Below are 18,935 nucleotides of genomic sequence, written 5' to 3'. Positions count from 1 at the left end.
TGCTCATTGAAACGAGCCAATCACTTTAGAATTGAATGAACAAAGAGCGACATCAAATCATCAAACAATTGGGCTCAGATGGCTTTGGATGCGTCTACCAAGCGCGTGACACCCAGCTGGATCGCGACATCGTCATCAAGCGACTCAAAACTGTCAGTTCCTCTAGCCAAAATGAACTCAAAGAGCAACTTTTGACGGAGGCTAAAGTCCTCGCTGGACTAAAGCACCCTAACATCGTCTCGATATACGATGTTACTGAAAATGAAAATGGTGGCGATATCATCATGGAACTTATCGAAGGGGATGCCCTCGATACTGTTGTCAAAGAAGCGCCTCTCGATCTTCAACAATTTCTTTTTGTCGCGACGCAGTTGCTCAGTGCCATCGCCACAGCACACGAACACAGCATTCTACACTGCGACCTAAAGCCGGCTAATATCATGCTCACTGAGATGAGTCGCTCAAATTACCAGACGACAGTTATTGATTTTGGTATGTCGCCACCACATGACGAGTCATCAAGCAGCAAGAGTGGCACACAGCATATCGTTGGTTCTATTCACTTCATTGCACCAGAGATCATCGAATCCAACATCAACACCGAAGCCTCTGACATTTACTCACTTGGTTGCATATTCTACTACGCTCTTACTGGGCAATACCCCTTCAAAGGTGATTCTCCCGTTGTGATCATGGCGTCGCACATGAGCAATGACTTTATTCCGATTCGTCAGCATTTACCAGAACTCCCTGGCTCATTTTGCCAATGGCTTGAGTCACATATCCAGTACAAGCAAGATGACCGCATTGAAAGCTGCAGAGAATCACTCAATGCCTTAATGCAACTCGAAGATATTGATGTGCAAGAAGCTCTCTCGGTAATATCCCATGACAGTAGCTTAAATGATTCTATGCAGCATTCGCTTTCAACTCTCACGAAAGCAAATCTAAAGCTATCGGCTAAGCAGGAGGCAGAATTTCAAGCAGAGTTTGAACAAAGCAAAAGAACGAATCTGTCTACAACGCCACAAAACATGGTTCCTATGGCCGAACGTGTCCATCAAGTTCGTCCACAGGACATGTGGTACTTTTCCATTCATGATGTCCGTAAAGGCCCAGTTCCCTTCTCCAAAGTTTGCGAACTCATAGCTGAAGGATTTATTCGTTCTAACGATCTTATCTACCAACAACGGATCGGTGAATGGACCCCAGCAATGCAAATTCCTGAATTTAAAGAGGAATTTCAAGTGGCTGAAGCCATGCCTCCTAGGCCAAAGAGGAAAAAGAGAATCAGCCTCCGGAACTCTCAGCGTATTCGAGCTCAGCGCGCCGCAGCAAAGGCCGCGAAAATCCGTGTAACTCGAGAGGAGGAAAAACCCTTTGCTAGCGAAATCACTCTATTACTAGTTGTTAGCTGTCTAGCGACTGCTTTTCTCCTATTTCAGCCAACTCAATGGCAAGGATGCTTGCTGGTGACTTCGCTCATATTAATTATGGGTTCACTCATCTTGACTAGAATCCGAATGAATCAATATGATGCCCGCTGGATAATTCCAGCTATTTTGTTGCCAGTGGTCAGTGATATAGCCTTCGCATCTCTAAAACCCAAGCATGGAGCTCAGAGCTTTCTCATACTCGTATTGGGTGTAGCGCTCTTCGTCTACTGCTCCAGCCACAGATACTCAAATGATCTAGTGAGTGATTTCAACTTGGAGTTCGTCAGTGACTTACTAAGTGAAGAGCCGCCGAGCAATAACTTGTGAATTTATACAGGATTGCAGAATTTCTCATAATTTACAGAATGAGTAGCTTTTGCAGCAGGTATTCATTTTGTGAATTCTGCAATAATTCTGTATAAATAGATTTATCGAGCTCTGACGGGAGACTCAAAAATTCTCAGATTGTCTGATAAGTATCCAATTTTTGGATCCCTATCATTGTTTACCAATCGGCATTATGACCTCTTGTGTCAACGTGAGTGAAGCTACTATAGCGGCCAACACCCCCAGCAAATTTGCCCTGTGAGCGAATACTACGTGCGACCTTTGAAACTGTGTAGGCTGAAACACCTTTGAAGCGAACATCTACAGCTCGGTTCTCCAAGTGCTGTGAGCGGCTACGCCCACGGACTGCTCGGTTGTAAGTAGGGCTGCGGTAAATCGAAAGAAGCTCTGATACTTGAGCTCTCATGCCAGAAGCCATCGCATCAATCACTCTCAATGTCGGAGCAATACGGCTCCACATATAGCGAGGAGGTAGACTATTCCTTGTACGACCACGACTTCTAAAATGTGGCTCTAGTACCATATAAGGCGTCACGTTTTTCAGGCGTAGGCCTTTGATATAATTGGCATAACGATATACATCCGACCCCTTTTCATTGACCCATGCTTGAGGAATTCCAGCTACCGGCTTGGTGCTGTAGAAAAAGCCTGCCTTAGCATTTTGTATCGACATCATGCAAGTACCAGCAAATGCACCCAGTGCCCCAAGAAAACGACGGCGGCCAGTCACAGCGAGTGGGCCATATATGTCGTTTACTTTATTCATGACAGCATTTGAGCACATTCAAATACGGTATGACCAGAGGAAAATTTATAAAACACTCTATCTTTTAGTTATACGTAATAATTTCACTTTTTTTACAAAAATTTAAAAAAAGGTAGTACTATAGATAAACTCAAGCTTTTCAAGCCCCCTCTCACTTCTCCTGCATGAGCTTCAAAATGTCATAGATACGAAAAGAGGATCATAAACAAAATGCCTAGGCCTAGAGCTCTCAAGTAGCTCAAAACAACCATAAGCGCCCCCCAAGGAATCCATCTATTACTAAGTACCAAGCGCCAGCAGTCGCACTAAGAACAGCAATGTGCGCATCATCATTTAACTGCGAACATGCAGAGCATGCAGAATCCACGAGCAACTAGGACACTGACTTTGGTACTGTTCCTTTTTTAGAAGGTCAATTGAGCGTAGGCGTCCCAGAATTCGGCAGTTTGCTTAGCACAAGGCACCAACTCTACAACTGAAGTCTTTTGCGCTGGCTCAATCTCAATGGCATCCGCACTGGCAAACAGTTTATAATCCATGTCCCACATTGCCGCCCAATCTTTAAACTTAAAATCATGAGCATTGGCTACAATTTTCTGGGTTGGCTCAGACATATTCTTCACCCGAGGGAGACGTTCAAATATTCTCCCCCCGCCATTGTTGATAACGACAATCACACGCCCGCTAGCCTCGCAGCCATCGAGTAATGACGGCCCAGACATATCGTAGAGCGCAGTAAGGTCTCCTACGACGCACCAAGCATCATCTAGTCCATGAGTAAGCCCGATCCAAGTAGACAGCTGGCCATCAATGCCATTGACCCCACGATTCGCCCGCACGTTTTCAGTGGGGTATTCACGTTGGGCAAACTGACCCCACTCGCGGATCGGCAAGCTATTTCCAAGGTAAATACTATCTGCCACGGTAGAATAAATTGACAACATTCGCACCATTCCTGGTTCGCTGTCAGGATACATCTCGAGCAATTGATCAACCTGTCCCCACCGGCGACGGCAATGCTGTAGGATATCGAGTGCATCCCCTAGTTCGCCAATTTCACCTAAACCTCTGAGTACGCGCCCCACTTCCCCATGAATCAAACTGCTCTCACGAGCCAGACCTGAGAAGCCTGTTCGTGTGATTGAAAAAACAGTAATCTCAGGCTGCTTTTCCAAATCGCGCCAGAACCTACCGACTGGCACTTCACCTATCCGGAGAATCAATTGTGGCGAAGTCTCACTCAACAGTCGTTCGGGGTCGGCCACCAGAAGAGGCCCTAGTAACTCTCTAAGTCCAGACGTCGCATCGGCGATCACTGGCAGCTTTACCTCTTTCAAAAAATTGAAGACATCCTCACGATCTTCTGGCTCCAGTCCTCCGACACAAACAACCAAGCCTTTCCAGTAGTCTGCAAAAAAATGCACTAATTGGCTCACATCAAAATTCTCGCTTACTCTCAAAAGCAACCAAGCTAGTTTGGACTGGTCTAGCAATTTCATCTTCTTCAAGGCAGACATTGATGTGCCACGGTAGATTTCCATTCCATCCATCAAACATCCCCTCACAAGCCTCTGTGACATCCATGCAGCCGCCTACATAACTAGAAAAAATTCCGACCTGATCGATCACTTGCGGAGCTCCAGTACCTCGGTATTCAGGAGGTCTATCTGCAGTTATCACCACCAGTGGCCGTCCTTGGTAGTAGCTCTCTACAAGCGCTGGCAGGAGCTCGGCCACTGCGGTCCCTGATGTAGTAACAATGGCACAAGGCTCACGTGAGTCCATCGTTCGACCCAAGGCAAAAAAACCAGCCGAGCGCTCTTCAAAATGTGACCAAATCACCGCATCTTCACTACTCACTAAAGCCTCCACAATACTCAAGTTCCTGGCTCCCGCACAAACTACGTATTCCCGCACTCCAGCCTTCAGGCAGGCCTCAATCACCGATGTTCCTAACGCGTCAATTTTCACGCCCTAGCTCTACCTTAAGTTTGCAATTTAGAAAACTGAAATACTGCGGGAGAATCAAAAACAGAGTACTGCTCTCGCCCTTGAGAGATTTTATGTATCCACACTGGACGATGTTCAGATCCACGATAGCATCCGCTAATATTTTCTACGCTCAGTGAATCAAGCCAAATCATCACCATCAAAATGGAAAGCCATGATCTCTCGGTTTTCACGCGTGACCAGCTCAGGCAGCTATATGCCAGAGATCGACGGTCTCCGATTTGTCGCCATTATGGCGGTGCTGCTCTACCACGCCCATATTCTCTTTTTTGCGAATGCTATCCCACAGACTATCAACTTCCCAATGAGCTGGGATTGGCTCAACTTCGCCATCGGACAAGGCTGGTTCGGCGTGCAGGTCTTCTTTGTCATCAGCGGATTCGTCCTAGCACTGCCATTTGCTGGACATTACCTAGAAGAGCGCAAACCCGTAAACCTCAAGACCTACTACTCGCGTAGAATGGTCCGAATTGGTTTTCCGTATTTAATCGCTCTCACCTTAGGATTACTTTTTGCGCTTGGGGAAGGAATGCCTTTGGTTGACAGCCTGCAACGTTACGGAGCTGGGATGCTATACTCTCATGGTCTATTCTATCAGGGCTCACTCAATCCCATTTTATTTGTTTCGTGGACCTTAGAGATTGAAATCCAGTTTTACCTCCTAGCCCCGCTGTTATGCAAAGTTTTCAAACTTCGTTCATTTGCTCTTAGAGCCATCATTCTTTTGAGTAGCATTCTTTTGTTCCAGAAACTTTCAGGTCAACTCAACCACTACTTCCCGTCAGATATTTGGCCCCATTCAATCGTTGGCCAACTCCAGTTCTTCCTCGCTGGTCTCCTTCTTGGTGATTTGTACCTAAGCTTTTGGAAAAGTAAGCCCAGCTCTAGCTGTTCAGCATGGGCGTTCGATGTAATTGGTGTCGCCTCTTGGCTCTTCATTCCTTTCGCGCTCAAAATCAATGGCTCACATTCTTGGTTAGCCTACCTTCTACTCATAGCCTTCACCTGCGTACTCAGAGGTCGTTTGCTCAAGTCACTACTGTCCCAGCCCTTAGTCGCCACTCTAGGAGGGATGTGCTATTCCATTTACCTTTTTCATGGAGCCATCCTCTACTTCCTCCATTACAACTTCATTATTCCAATATTTGGAGTACACAAGGGCAATTGGCCGATCAACCTTGTTCCGCTTGCAGCACTCATCCTACTCACGTTATTAGGCTGCTCTGTGGCTTACTATTTCATCGAGCGCCCTAGTATGCGTTGGGGTAGTAAAAAGGCTTCAGCTGGACCGAGCCAACCTTAGCCTCTTGCCAGCTCTACTGCTGCACCATGTTAGGCGATTACTTTAGTTTCACAGCTCATTCTCAATTTCACAAACTTGATGTGCGTCAGTATAGTTAGAGCTGTCCCTCATACTGGATCTTGCAATTTACTAACAGTCCTGTGACTCCGACCTTGATGACATTACCCTTTCTTCGCTATTTTGTGTCATTTTTACTGTCACTCATAGAATTAAAGACTTATGATGCAATCTCCCTTATCCACCTCCCTATCCTAACAACTACTCCATGAACACCCAGAATTCTAACAATTATGTTAAATTTCTCTGCTTACTAAGCACGGCTGCGCTCATCCTATTTGGGGTCTACATCCTTATTCATGAAAGCCGCTCCACCTATTCGGCCGGTCATGACACGGAGCATTATGGAGAACTCTTCTCGAGTTACCTGTGGAATATCGACGAAGACACAGCTCAAAAATATGCAGCAGTCATTGCCACTGAAGGGAAATTTATATCTATCTGCGTTACTCACCCAGATCACTCACATTTTGTAGAATATAGTAACCCGGCCAAAGCTGAAGAAATTCGTGAGTTTTTCAGATCAACTGGTCTTATTAGAAATATTGAGAGCGCTAATCTAATCTACCACCACAACCACGACGGCAAGCAGGTGATAGGAAATATCACAACTATTAGAGAAAATTCTAATATATATACCTATATATATATTTCCCTCACTCTCCTTTTGATCATTTCCAGCATCACTCTTGTGAGAGTTGGACGCTCTAACAAAGAGCATCAAAAACACCTTGAGAACGACCTTAGCGAAAACCGTGAGCGACTACAGACAGTTGTCTCAACCTCACCTGTTATTGCGTTCTCACTAGACCGCCAAGGTAAGTTCACAGTTTGCGAAGGAATGGGCCTCAATAAACTACACCAAAAGCCCCTCAACATCATTGGTAAATCAATTGAAACAGTGCATAGAGAGATGCCCACAAATGTCGGTGACTTTCTAAGAGCGCTCAAAGGTGAGAGCTTCAGTGAAATTAGAACGACTGAGGATCGCTCCTTTGAAACTTGGTATTCCCCGATGCGAGAGGACGACAACATCGTGGGTGTAATTGGAGTCTCAACAGACGTCACAGCTGCCATCCAAGCAATGGATTCTTTGAGGGACTATAAGCGCAGCCAAGCCAAGGAGCTTCAGATTGCCCAAAGTGCTCATCAAGCATTCCTTCCAACCAAGGCTCCATTATTAGAAGGTTTCGAGATTGGTTTCCTCAGCAAGCCCTCAACTTCGATAGGTGGTGACTACATTCACTTTGACACTTGCTCAGATCAACAAAGCTTAGGTGTCACCTTTTCGGAGATGTCTGGCCACGGAGTATCATCGGCCTTGCTTGCCTCCATCTTTCACACACAACTAGTAGAGAACTTAAACATATCTACGAAATCTATTGCGAAAGCATTTTACGAGATCAACCTCCGAGTCCACGACCTCTTTCCAGAAGGGAGATTTGCTAGCACCTTTCACACCATCATTGATGCCGGATCGAGCTCGATGCGGTATGTAAAGGCTGCGAGAGAACCCGCCATTTTGTACCGTAACGATGGAGCTACGGAGGTATTTGACAAAGGCGGGCCAGCTCTTGGCCTGCTCCCCTCTGAACTCCTCAATAAAAAGTCCTACACCGAACATTCTCTCCCTCTCTATTCTGGCGACACCCTCTTTCTTTACTCCGATGGACTTGTGGAAGTTGAGAGTTTAGCTGGGAAAACGCTAGGAAGAAAAAACATTATTCAATGGGTTCAAGACGAACTTAAATTAAGCCCTCAAGAGATAGCTGACTCCATTTTCAGAAAAGTTGTTTCTCACTCAGGAGGAGAAGACATTGTTGATGATGTAAGCGTGCTCATCATAAGAAAAATTTAAACTCAGCTATGAGACTGGCGTTCCATATCAGAATAATGGAAATCGGCTTCCTCGCATTGAGCTTAACACAACATTCAGTAAAGCTCATAAAATGAAAATGGCCCAGTTACGGAAATAGTAGGTTTCAAGCGTGCCAGCCACCACACATCTGTAAAAAAACTGCTTTGGAACGGAGCTCTCAGTAGCCTGCACGGATAAACCTACTAACCATAAGTTTGAATCACCGTAATAAATTGAGCCAAATATCGGTCAGCTTTTGCTTCGCCCACGCCGCGAATCGTCCGACCTGATTTCATAGACTTAGGCCTCAGCCTAGTGAAAGACTCTAGAGCTTGATCTGTGAACACGGCATAGGCTGGTATATTCTCAGTTTTCGCGATCTCAAACCTCACTTCTTTTAAGCGTTCATAGAGCTCTGGATCAAAACCAACCTCCTCTAAAACCAGCGCATCATCTGCTGTCGCTACGCTCTGATTTTTGCCCGACTTCGGCCAAACCAGCGAGCACGTAGACTTACCCAACATAATTAATTCTCCTCTAGGCGTAATGCTCACTAACGGGTATTCCCCTTTTTGAGTAAAGACTAATCCCGCATCATGCATCGCGTGAAATAGTTCATTCAGATAAGCAGTTCCGTTCTGTTTGAGTAGACCGTAAGTACTTAGAGTATCGAGCCTATTTTTTTTAACCTCCTGAGATTTACTGCCCACAAGCATCTGAACAATTCGCCCTCGTCCAAAGCGCCCTTGCCACTTTCCTCCTACTTTCCTACTCATCCGAGCCACGCCACTCAGAGCTTTTCTCATTGTTAAAATCTGTGCGCTAGACCCCTCGCTTGCGTCTTTACCAAACTTACTTCGACACACATCACAGCTACCGCAGACTGCGGCGTCAGCCTCACCAAAATATTCCATGATCCATTGCTGCCGACAGACTCTTGCGTAGCACAACTCCACCATCGCAGCTAACTTCGAACTATCGCGTCGTTCTTTTTCTTCCAGCGCTGCCCGATCAATCCCAATCTTACTTGTTAGAACTTCAGGCTTCAGTAACCGTGTTCCCTTTGCGCGAGAGCCCGCTACATCAAACCTCTCCACTAGTCCATTACGCATCAAGGCACCAATGGCACTCCCCACAGCCATGCCATTTTTCACGTCTGCTCCAGACTTAATTTGATCTAATGTCTCATGCACCTCAAAATCTCCATCAGCTTGATTCTGTAGGTGTTGGTAGACATTACAAATCGTGGCATAGCTAGGATTCACTCCTTCAATAAAAAATTCTTGAGTCCGGGTATCGGCATAGTTGAACAACAACTCACAGATCGCCGCCTCTCCGTCTCGCCCAGCACGACCAGCTTCTTGGTAGTATGCCTCCACACTTCCTGGTAGCTCAAAGTGAATTACAAACCTCACATCTGATCGGTCAATCCCCATACCAAAGGCATTCGTCGCCACTGCAACATCCGCCTCTTTTTTGATGAAAACATTCTGAGTCTTCTCACGCATGTCATCACTCATCCCTCCGTGGTAGGCAATACAGCTTATCCCCCAGTCGTGGAGCATTTCTGCAACCTCGTCCACACGCTTGCGTGTCGCACAATAGACAATCCCAGTCTTCCAGCGCTTCACGATTTCTCGGATACGCTTATATTTTTGCTGATGCTTTGAAACCGATGTGATCATCAGGGATAAATTAGGCCTGGCAAACCCACTCACAATTTCAAAAGGTGAGCGAAGGTCTAACACCTTGAGCATATCCTGCCGCACCACTGGAGTCGCCGTAGCCGTCAGAGCGATGCACTGCGGCCTACCAATTCTCTCTAGAGCTTTGCCCAGACGCATGTAATCTGGTCTAAAATCGTGTCCCCATTGGCTCAAACAATGAGCCTCATCCACGGCAAACAAAGCTACATCGATATCTAGCAAAGCAGAGATAAAGCTCTCCACCTTAAATCTTTCAGGAGCCACATACACCAGCTTGTATTCCCCTGCTCGCATACGCGAGATTCGATCTCTTTGCTCTGACAACCCGAGGGTCGAATTGATCATAGTCGCAGGAATCCCTTTCGCCACCAGTCCATCCACTTGATCCTTCATCAAGGCAATGAGAGGACTAACAATAATACTCACTCCCCTGAGACATAAGGCTGGAAGCTGGTAGCATAACGACTTACCTCCACCAGTTGGCATCACAACTAGTCCGTCGCTCCCGGTCATTATTTTCCCGACGACTTCCTCTTGGCCGTCCAAAAAACCGTCAAAGCCAAAGTATTCTTTCAAAGCCTCTATAGGCTGCTTGATCACACGCTCATTCATCGTACTAAGAAACTAAATCGCCAATGGAACCAAAATCTGGGATGAACAAACGCTTATAGAGCCTGCTCGTCGAACCATCTGTCATACTTGCCATGAAATCGCATAAAAGCCGCTGCTTCAGTTCTAGTGACTCAGCTGAATCGAGCTCTTCTGAAATAGCATCTGGCAATAAGTTGTAGCTAGACTTTTCACCCGTAAGGTAACGTTCACTCAACAACCCCCACAATCGTTCTAACATGTGGTTTCCTTTATACTCTAATTGGTTCAGTTCAGGCGACAAAAACACAACTTCGTAAGCCATTTTTTTGAACAACTCGGACTCGGCCTTCACCTTAGATTCGATCACTAGGTCATAATGGTATCGATTAGTTGTACCGCTCATAAAGTTGATACTCTCCTCTAACGAAACTGCTTGTAAATAGATTCCAATTCTGCGCCCAACCATCGGCTCAATCATACCTCCACGAATGGCCGACAATAAATCACCCACAGCTGAGCCAACCTCACGTGAGACTTGTCGACTATCAGCCCACCTCTCTATTTTTTCGATAGTTAAGAAACCAGCACGCACGCTGTCAGCTAAGTCGTTCAAGGAATAGGCGACATCATCGGCCCAATCCATGATTTGGCACTCTATGGATTTGAAACCATCTCGCGCCTTCCCTGGGGAGAGTTCAAGAGGGAAATCTCGCCCCTCTAACACCCAGTCTATGTACTGCACTTGTTGATCGTAAATAAAATGATTCTTCGGAAGCTCACCACCATTGACAGATTTCAGCTCGGACCAAAGTGTCTTGTATTTGAGCACACCATCGAGAAATGCCCTAGAAGGGTTCATTCCAGTCTTTTTAGAGGAAAATATACGCTCTGTGAGTAACCGTAATGTCTGAGCATTGCCTTCAAATCCTCCACATTTACCCATCAATTTGTTGAGCGCCATTTCCCCAGCGTGGCCGTAGGGCGGATGGCCTAAGTCATGAGACAAACAGATCGCTTCTACTAAGTCACCATCAATATAAAAATCTTCAGACAGTAAATCTGACTTCTTTTTAAGAAACTGACAAATCGAGCGACCAATCTGTGCGACCTCCAGTGAATGCGTCAATCGTGTCCTATAGAAGTCGTATTCACCGCTCCAAAACACCTGAGTCTTACTTTGTAACCGACGAAAGGAAGGAGTGTGTAAAACTCGATCTCTGTCGATTTGAAATGTCGACCGAAAATCATCTCGAGGAGTTTCAGCAATCAGTCTCTCGGTATCAAAGGCTGTGTAAAATCGGTTTTCCATAAGGTCTCAGCTAGCATAATTCCAGTCTTCAACTCAGCAATCATAAACGACAATTATCCACTCATTAGAGAATCATCTTGTCACAGCTAATAGTCCTGCCGTTGTTGGCTCGACCAATACGAGCTCGGCTCCCCCCCCCGATTGCACTGGTCGATAGAATCCTCGACGGAACAACTACTAACGAGAATATATTTTCACATTCCTTTGAAAATAAGTGACATAAATATAAATCTAACGTATACCTAACATAATTCACGTTCTTTCATGTGTGAAATACTCCTATGTTTGTACGTTTTTATTCGATACGCGATTCCACCACTAGGTATGGATTTGCGCTAATTTCCAGCTTATCACTACTATCCTTCATGGCTTTGATTTGCTTAGCAATCATCTCACTAGCTAATGTAGAAAAAAGACACTCGAAGCAATGGTTTCACCAGCAGCAGGCTAGAGCAAATGCTCGTATGGCGTTGGGAATTGCTCTGGGCGAGCTTCAAAAGTACGCTGGTCCAGATCAAAGAATCACAGCGAATGCCTCTATACTGGATGCAGACCCTTCTACCCCCGAAATAGATGATGTCCAAAACCCTCATTTATTGGGAGTTTGGAGAAATACAACTGATTCTGGCCTCCACCTTGTAGGGAAAGATGTCGATGACTCTACGACTGCTCTCACCTATAGTGCACGTGATCGTTATGTTGATTTGCGGTTTTCTAACGACCTCTATAAAAACAATCAATGGAGAGACGAACTACGGCTAATCTGGCTAGCCAGCTTCAGAGGAGATAATTCTCAAGCCCATCAATTTCAGCTTACAGACGAGAACTCCATTACACTCGTAGGAAAAGGAACACTCGGATCCGAATTCGCCGAAAATGACCCAGCCAAATTCAACCGTGAAAAACTAGCAGTTCAAAAAATAGCACTTAATCTGAATTCAGGAAGTGGTGCCTATGCTTGGGCTGTAATCGATAATAGCCAGAAAGCTACGATCACTAAGCCCCCTAAACATCTTCCATCACAAACCCAACTGGCGGCATCTCAACGGAGTAACCTGACAGGATACTCAACTACTAAACATAGCAAAAATGGAGTTCATCGTGAATTTGATTCACTAGAAAATGGTTTACAATCTAAAGAGTCAGCAGTTTTAAGCTACGCGAGTGCGGCACTCTTTAGTGACGACTCCAAAGCTACAGCCAAGTCATTAGCCTCACATTTCAACCATTTCACTGATGATAGTTCGGGTTTATTCACAGATCCAATCTTGGGAGGGATAAAGAAGGATCTCACTCCCCTGCTCTTTGGCCATCCAGCTCAGCCTAGTTTAAGTTTCAAACCGCCAAGTGCGAGCACTGCCGATTTCCCTTTTGAAAGCAGCTACCCTATTATTCCAGGAACTCGCCATTTAACGCATGGACCAAACTTCGATGCTCTACGTTACTGGGGGCAATTGAAGTACTCTCTAGGGCTTCAGAAAGGGACAATCGTAGTCGACACCTCAGCCCCCCCTTCATCCTTACGCAAAAGACCTGCGCAATACTGGCGCGGTGAGCAGAACGATGGCTACACCTTCAAGTCGACACATTGGCATCGCGACTATCCAAAGCTACAACCTGTCATGACTGATGCCCGATTCCACTTTTACTTCAGTCTAACAAACAACTCTAAAGAAAACCGTATCCGAACCAATCTAATCCCTAGAGTCTGCTTATGGAACCCGTATAACGTCGAATTAGAATCTCCAGAAATGCTCGTATTGATGCCTAACTTCTTCTGGTCTGGTGGGAATTTTCACTTCCAGTTATCTAGTTCAGATGGTGCATTCGAGGACGAACGCGCTCGCCTTATCAAAAAATTTCCAGAGGAGGAATCTCTACTAGCATGGGACGGAAAATTAAGATTCCAGTGCGGTGCCTCGGACACGGACAACAAGGACTCCACACCCGGACTCTTTCCACATTCACGATATCTAGCATTTGTTATAGAAAAAACCAAATTCCCCGCTGGATCATGCTTGGTATTTTCACCAAAAATCCAGAATGGAGTATCTTCAGGAGGAGTATTTATCCAAAAATACTCATCAGACGACATTTCCCAAAACCGCCTCAGTGCTGAGGAACCTCAAGGTGGATCCCATTTCTACCACGAAACGCAACGCTCCCCATTCTATCAATATGACTTCTTCCCAGAGGTGGGTAAAAAGACGAAGAGAACAAAAAGCATCACTGACTATTTTCTCGATGAAATCCGGCTGGAGGAAGTCATTCACTATGAACCCTGGGTTGTGGCCGCTGACAATTTTGATTTCATTCTGAAAGCTTCAAATAGTGCCAATAATGTTTCAGCAGAGGAAATAGCTGCGAGTTCAAAACATCCTACGCTCCAGTTCATCAATGGTGGCAGTGGAGGAGCTAGAACTTACCCATTTTATTTTTACAGTTCCTCCTTCGGCAATAGCTCCAAGGCTTCAGGCCAACAATTTGGTAAGCTTCAATCCTTTAAAGATAACCCCTATAAAGACGCTCCGTCACTCCATCAAATTGGCTCCAAACTTCTTTGGTTCGATGAAGAATATACCGAAGGGAATAACCCTCCACTCCGTCAGAAATTTTGGAGCAATGCAAGCCACGTCGCCTACAACCCAACAACCATAGCCAACTGGAATGTGCGTCCACAAATCTGCACACGCTCACCAGCCTCAATTTGCAGCAATAGTTGGCACTCTCGAAGCTCAGGAGCTTGGATCACCCAACTCTCTCCCCACTCACCACAGTCGACATACGATCAAGCCACTCTCAATAAAAACGACCAATACGCAAAATTTCCATTATTGGCAGCCGCCGATGCCCCAGGAACTGATTCAGCGGCACTGTTTGATTTACCAGATTCAGTGTATGGGGCTTTGTCTATTGGCAAACTTAGGCACGCGCACCTAAGCCCCTATTCCTGGCACCCGAGTTACCTAATCAGCTCATCCCTACCGGATCTCCACGCCCCACTGGGAGCAACAGCTCACCCTCTAGCAGCCGAGCATAAACGCCCCTCGAGTATTGAAAACCAGTGGGACCTCCTCATTGGAAGCTCACATACGAAGGCATTCAACTACGGCCCAAGAGGATTCCCACCAAAATCCAATGGCCTACTCCATATTGGTGACCAAGCTGAATCGGTAACAATAAATCAGCAAAACATCGATACTCGCGAGGAGATGTTAGCTTACGATATCGTGTTTGAGACAAATCAGAATATCTGGGACAGCTACTTCATTTCAGGTCTGCAGCTCGACACCACAGGCAAAGCATTTGTTGCTAATGCTTTAGATCAACCGAACCTCCTCAACTCCAGATTTCAATTCAACACAGACACGAAGGAGCTCCAAAACTCGCTTGGAAATTTACTAACATCAAGCGAAGGCATGAACCTCGCCTTCTGGAATGCTGGATATATGTTAAAAAATAGATCGGCATTCAATATCAACTCCACCTCCGTTCCAGCTTGGTCAGCCTTCCTTTCTGGGATTCGAGGAATTAAGCGATCACTCCGAGATGGCAGTGTTTCTGGCGGATCAAATCTGTCAGTATTCTCTCGTCTCTCCGAGCCTGTAAACACATCTCTGACCGGCTCTGCTAACCCAGATCATGCAGGAGGCTGGTTCGGTGGCCGATCGCTCGACGACTCAGAAGTTTCTTCGCTCGCTACCGCCATTGTCCAAGAAGTCAAAAATCGTGGTCCATTCATCTCACTAGCAGACATGGTGAACCGTAGACTAATGCCTGAAGGGGAATCTGGACCAAAACCCGAATCTCTAAGAGGCACTATTGAAGCAGCAATAATAACCACCGGCCTCAACGACAACTTCAACACTGGGCCCTGGCTAGCTGCCACTAATTCAGAAAACGATAATAACAAACTCGAATTTCGGCATGATTATCCCGACCGTGCCACTCCATCAAAGGTATGGGGTGCTCCAGGTTACCTAACACAAGGAGACATTCTAGAATCGCTCGCTCCAGCCATGACTGTCCGAGGAGACACATTCACAATCAGATGCTATGGAGAATCTCTAGAAGGCACAAAAATCAAAGCGACAGCCTATATCGAAGCCGTAGTCGTTCGCACTCCCAACTACATCGATGACGCACCACTCAACTCCACTCCCAATCAAAACAATCTAGCAACAGACCCAGCTATTAAGCTCAACTTCGCAAGTGGCTCTGTAAATGAAGGAAGCCTAACTGATTTAAACAATAAATATGGAAGGAAATTTAAAGTAAAATCATTCCGTTGGCTTTCAAGCTCTGAAATCTAACAACAATATTATGTCATTTTTAGCACATCACCTATCAGCATTCATCACGACTTGCTTAATGGCCAACACTTTGATTGCCCAAGAAGCTTCAGTTCCTCCAATTAATAAAGATCTATTCCCACCTAAAGTATCGATTATAGCACTCGGTCCCAAGCCTATGCGTCGATATAAAATGCCCAATAAACAAAATGACTTTCACTCAGGGAGCAGAGTAGCCTCTCTTGGCGGACAAGCGATTCTACTTGAAGCCCCCAAATACTCAACTCCACCTGCCCAACTGTTCTGCAAACAAGATGGAAAAACAAAGTGGGCCCGATTTGATATTGGGTTCAACAATCAAGGAGCCCTTAGAAATGTCCCACCCCTCAAAACTCTAAGATTTTTCGCAAGTATCCCAATTGACAAAAGCACTAAATCCGCCCTCAAGCTCCCACCTCTAGAGCTCAACACTAATACGCTATTTTTCCTAACTCCCACCGGTGGTCAAAGATCTCTTTGGGAAAAAAATCCAAAGCTTACTACCGTCCCCCTCACATGGTCCTCCAAAGGTGACACCCGAATGTTACTAATCAACACGTCACAACAGGTAGTCAACATACACATCAGTAATGGTAAAAAACTCTCCCTCAAATCAGGTTCGCAAACCCGTATCGACCTCAAGGGTCTTGCCCAGAGAAACAAAATCACGCTCATAGCAAAAGGTGTCAATGATTCAAAAATTGCTCTGCAGGAATCTATAAAAACCCTCCCTAGAATCACCAAAGTGTATGCCTTTTACAATGCCGCACCTAAAACCAACGGCGGTCGGACACTCGGCACCTTCCGAGCCGTATATGAAGCACCCAACTAACAGAGCATGAGAACTCACCTTTTCTTTTACTTCCGTAAAAAAGGCCATGCTAGAATTAGCATGGCCTTTAGAATTTTTTAGCGATCAATGCTGGACGTGCTATTTCGTCTTAAAGTGGAGCGTGCCGTGAATTTCGTTACCTTCCTGCTTATTTTCAACTCTGATGTATTCCATCTCATCAGAAGCTTCTATGAGAGCTTCGAGGTAAGGTTTAGCTTCCTCCAATTCTTCAAATTCATTTTCTCCAATCAAGTCAGCACCATGCTCATGCACTAGATTCAACCAATTGAGACTCAGTTCACGCAGTGGTTTAAAGTTTAGCTGAGCTTCTGAAAGTGGGGCTCCAGCTGCCTCTTTTTCGAACACAGCTGAGAGTTCACTAGACTGATCAGAAGAGGTGCCAAAGATGAACAAATCATCGCTCACGGAGATGTTAGGAATACAATTTTGGTGGGTGAACGGAATTTGGAATGTCCAGCTAGTCAGTCCACTTGACTCACTTTTAAATGGTCGCTGCATGGGCATTTCCATACCTGACATCGCGCTAGCCTGCTTCAACAACTTCTCAGCGGTGGTATTAAGTTTATCCCAGCTCAGCCCGATTTTGCTACGGTCGCTCACAGTGCTTAGATAACTAAAACGTGGCACCTTCCCTTGTTTCAGCATTGCTTCTGGAATCATTGGCATCGTTGGCAGCTCACCTTTTAAATCGATAACCACAGCTGACTCCGCTCCTAAGCCTTTACCTAAGTCATCGCGTAAAGCTCCCCACACATCGAGGACTTCCTTTTTAAATACGCCTTCAAACATTGCGAACCCAGCTGTAAATTCACCAAAATTGCTATTATCTATCTCTAGGCCACTCATCTGTTTTGCAACTTGATAGCCCGTGCTCCCAATCGCCTCTAAGTACTCGAGCGAGAGCTCTGTCTGCGCTGGGTTATTTACCCAGTTAGCCGAGAATATAACATCTTCACCTTCTGATACCTTACTGAGGCGACGTTTTGCCTTGAGGTCCACGGTCGGAGCATTTCCTCCGTAGTAACTCTCCACCTTAAAACCTTCGTCGAGCATGGCGACGGATCCAAAACGTCCAGCTTTGAATGGCGCGTAATAATCTTTTTCTCGCTGTACTAGATCAGTGAGGAGAGTCTCTAACACACGAGTGTCGCCAAAGGTATCAGTTTCCTTCAGTCCCGCCAGAATTCCCAATGCGGGTTCTTTTAGCGATGAACTATACTTCATTGTAGTCTTACTGAGTTCCTCACTCATATAGAGCATGCTTACCAAATTTCCCCCTGCATATTGCTGAGCAAACTCCATGCCTTTATCTGCCAGTACTGACTCAGCTGGTGAGGCTGCGAAGTTAAGTTGCTCCACTGATGAACCAATAAAGATCACAACGTAGTCGTCATGAGTTCCAGCGAGCATCACTATATTCTTGGAGGATACGGCCTCCTTAAAGTCCTTGAACGTCTGTTCGCCGAGAACCTCCGTCATCTCCTCTTTCTCTTCCTTTTCAAGCATCTCAGCTAAAAGAGCACCCTTCACTGCAAAGCCGTTGAACTCACCGTGGTCCGCGGCCTCCAAAATGGTTTCATCTTCAACTTGCGCACCCAAGGCCATCCCAGCCAAGCCTTGGAGTTGAGCCACATACGACTCACGCGTATCCTTATCACTCACCTTAAAGCCGAGGTACATTGGCGGCATACTTGCTTGCTTAAACGACTCAAGTGTCTTTGGGTCTTTAGCCCAATCCTTTAAATATTCTTCATCAAACCCTGACATATCACCGCTGCCATCGCCCAACATCTTGCCACACAACTCAACCATCGAACGCATTTGATAGAAGTTACTCGCGGCGGATGCTTTGAGAAGGTTATCAGCCTGAGCTGCCGTGCCTTCGCCGACGGCAAAAAAGAGTTCTTCACCTGCGATCTCAGCAAATTTCTGGAAATCTGGATTAGTAAGCAGGTCATCCATACTTGCGCCCTGTTCTTCAACCATTGTCTCTGCAAACTTTCCGAGTTTGGAGCCACGTAGTTTTTGAGCAAGACCAGCTCCGTCGTAGAGTGTCCAAAACGCATCAGTCTTCTGTGGTAGGAATTTAGCAAAGCCCGCTTGTTTAGCCAGGACCTCTAGCACATCGGGCTTTTGCTCAACGGCTGGCTTCAAAGCTTCCTCGACTTTAGCAACAACATCTGTCGTTGTTTCCGTCGCTTCGTCAGTGACTGTGTTGCTCTCTTGCTTGTTACAAGAACTGAAGCTCACTGCTCCAGCGGCTATGATTGGGAGAATAAAATAATTTGAATGTTCCATGCTGCTGGGGAAAACCTATAAACTCCCCAAGTATTACACAATTGTAAAATCATCGCCAATTTGTAAGGC

The 18,935-nt window shown here is 45.8% G+C and carries 11 protein-coding genes; 5 read left to right on the top strand and 6 right to left on the bottom strand.

Going from position 1 to position 18,935, the window contains the following annotated elements; genetic code table 11:
* The first annotated feature begins 35 nt into the window (after window positions 1-35).
* Window positions 36-1,763 carry a protein kinase domain-containing protein gene (locus tag BSZ32_RS12635; RefSeq protein ID WP_105043749.1) on the top strand — a complete coding sequence of 576 codons (1,728 nt, stop codon included), beginning with the start codon at window positions 36-38 and terminating at the stop codon, window positions 1,761-1,763.
* Window positions 1,764-1,941: 178 nt separating this feature from the next.
* On the opposite strand, the gene BSZ32_RS12630 is transcribed toward BSZ32_RS12635, so the two are convergent.
* The 3 genes from BSZ32_RS12630 to BSZ32_RS12620 form a co-directional block, all read right to left on the bottom strand.
* Entirely contained in the window at window positions 1,942-2,550 is a 609-nt protein-coding gene (locus BSZ32_RS12630) for a YcbK family protein (RefSeq protein ID WP_165788829.1), read from the bottom strand.
* Between the two features lie 404 nt (window positions 2,551-2,954).
* Window positions 2,955-3,986 (bottom strand): hypothetical protein, encoded by a 1,032-nt coding sequence (locus BSZ32_RS12625; RefSeq protein ID WP_105043747.1) that lies wholly within the window; start codon window positions 3,984-3,986, stop codon window positions 2,955-2,957.
* 1 nt (window position 3,987) lies between these two features.
* Window positions 3,988-4,521, bottom strand: a complete 534-nt coding sequence (locus BSZ32_RS12620) for a thiamine pyrophosphate-binding protein (protein ID WP_105043746.1) — start codon at window positions 4,519-4,521, stop codon at window positions 3,988-3,990.
* Between the two features lie 193 nt (window positions 4,522-4,714).
* Here BSZ32_RS12620 and BSZ32_RS12615 point away from each other — a divergent pair, with 193 nt between their 5' ends.
* Both BSZ32_RS12615 and BSZ32_RS12610 read left to right on the top strand, forming a co-directional pair.
* Window positions 4,715-5,863, top strand: a complete 1,149-nt coding sequence (locus BSZ32_RS12615) for an acyltransferase family protein (RefSeq protein WP_165788828.1) — start codon at window positions 4,715-4,717, stop codon at window positions 5,861-5,863.
* A 265-nt stretch (window positions 5,864-6,128) separates the two neighbouring features.
* A complete protein-coding gene (locus BSZ32_RS12610; RefSeq protein WP_105043744.1) occupies window positions 6,129-7,778 on the top strand; it encodes a SpoIIE family protein phosphatase in 1,650 nt (549 codons plus the stop codon).
* A 203-nt stretch (window positions 7,779-7,981) separates the two neighbouring features.
* Here the strand turns inward: BSZ32_RS12610 and BSZ32_RS12605 are convergent, their stop codons facing one another.
* Both BSZ32_RS12605 and dgt read right to left on the bottom strand, forming a co-directional pair.
* The gene (locus tag BSZ32_RS12605) at window positions 7,982-10,096 is read right to left on the bottom strand and encodes a RecQ family ATP-dependent DNA helicase (RefSeq protein WP_105043743.1); all 2,115 of its coding nucleotides are present in this window, start codon (window positions 10,094-10,096) and stop codon (window positions 7,982-7,984) included.
* A gap of 4 nt (window positions 10,097-10,100) precedes the next feature.
* Complete coding sequence (dgt, locus tag BSZ32_RS12600; RefSeq protein WP_105043742.1) at window positions 10,101-11,384, bottom strand: dGTP triphosphohydrolase; 1,284 nt, start codon at window positions 11,382-11,384, stop codon at window positions 10,101-10,103.
* Window positions 11,385-11,848: 464 nt separating this feature from the next.
* Here dgt and BSZ32_RS12595 point away from each other — a divergent pair, with 464 nt between their 5' ends.
* Window positions 11,849-15,697 (top strand): hypothetical protein, encoded by a 3,849-nt coding sequence (locus BSZ32_RS12595; RefSeq protein WP_165788827.1) that lies wholly within the window; start codon window positions 11,849-11,851, stop codon window positions 15,695-15,697.
* A gap of 10 nt (window positions 15,698-15,707) precedes the next feature.
* Entirely contained in the window at window positions 15,708-16,547 is an 840-nt protein-coding gene (locus BSZ32_RS12590; RefSeq protein WP_129589742.1) for a hypothetical protein, read from the top strand.
* A 99-nt stretch (window positions 16,548-16,646) separates the two neighbouring features.
* Here BSZ32_RS12590 and BSZ32_RS12585 read toward each other — a convergent pair whose 3' ends face one another.
* Window positions 16,647-18,866: a hypothetical protein gene (locus BSZ32_RS12585; protein WP_105043739.1), complete on the bottom strand. Its 2,220-nt coding sequence runs from the start codon at window positions 18,864-18,866 to the stop codon at window positions 16,647-16,649.
* Window positions 18,867-18,935: the final 69 nt, after the last annotated feature.

Source organism: Rubritalea profundi (assembly GCF_002954445.1).
GTDB lineage: Bacteria > Verrucomicrobiota > Verrucomicrobiia > Verrucomicrobiales > Akkermansiaceae > Rubritalea > Rubritalea profundi.
Note: the sequence above shows the minus strand (reverse complement) of the source record. Positions and strands in the feature narration are given on the sequence as shown.